The organism is Mycobacterium sp. E3298 (genome assembly GCF_001666895.1).
In the GTDB taxonomy this organism is placed as follows: Bacteria; Actinomycetota; Actinomycetes; order Mycobacteriales; family Mycobacteriaceae; genus Mycobacterium.
In genome coordinates, this window is sequence record NZ_LZJB01000335.1 from 1 (window position 1) to 500 (window position 500).

The following is a 500-nucleotide window of genomic DNA, read 5'->3' on the forward strand; positions in this document are numbered from 1 at the left end:
CCGACGACGGTCGGATGCTGTTGCACACCATTTTGACCTATCAATGGCAGCAGATGCCCGCACTCGGCATCAAGCTGACTATGCGCGATGTGAGATTCGCGCGATTCATCGGCACCGAGATTTTTCCGGGGGGCTGGCTCCCGACCCCGCAGACCGTCGGGGAGTACGCCGTAACGGCCGGCTTCGAGCTGACCCGGGTGCACTCACTGCAGCTGCACTACGCGCGCACCCTGGAGACGTGGGCGGCCAACAAGGACGCGGCCATCGCGATCCAGTCGCAAGAGGTCTACGACCGCTACATGAAGTACCTGACCGGCTGCGCGAAGCTGTTCCGCCAGGGTTACACCGACGTCGACCAGTTCACGCTGCAAAAGTAGCGGAACGACCCCCAGCTCCTCGCCGCCTACTTCACGAGGGTGAACTGGCCCACATTGCTGATGCCCTTGCGGAAGAAGTCCTCGCAGCCGGTCAGGTACTTCATGTAGCGGTCGTAGACCTCT

At 62.0% G+C, this 500-nt stretch carries 1 protein-coding gene and 1 pseudogene; one reads left to right on the forward strand and one right to left on the reverse strand.

Annotation, left to right across the window (positions count from 1 at the left end; translation table 11 throughout):
• On the forward strand, positions 1 to 377 hold a 377-nt coding region (locus A9X05_RS15725; protein WP_197499079.1), incomplete at its 5' end, for a class I SAM-dependent methyltransferase.
• 26 nt (positions 378 to 403) lie between these two features.
• On the opposite strand, the pseudogene A9X05_RS31125 reads toward A9X05_RS15725, so the two are convergent.
• A pseudogene (locus tag A9X05_RS31125) lies at positions 404 to 500 on the reverse strand (class I SAM-dependent methyltransferase); the annotation flags it as partial.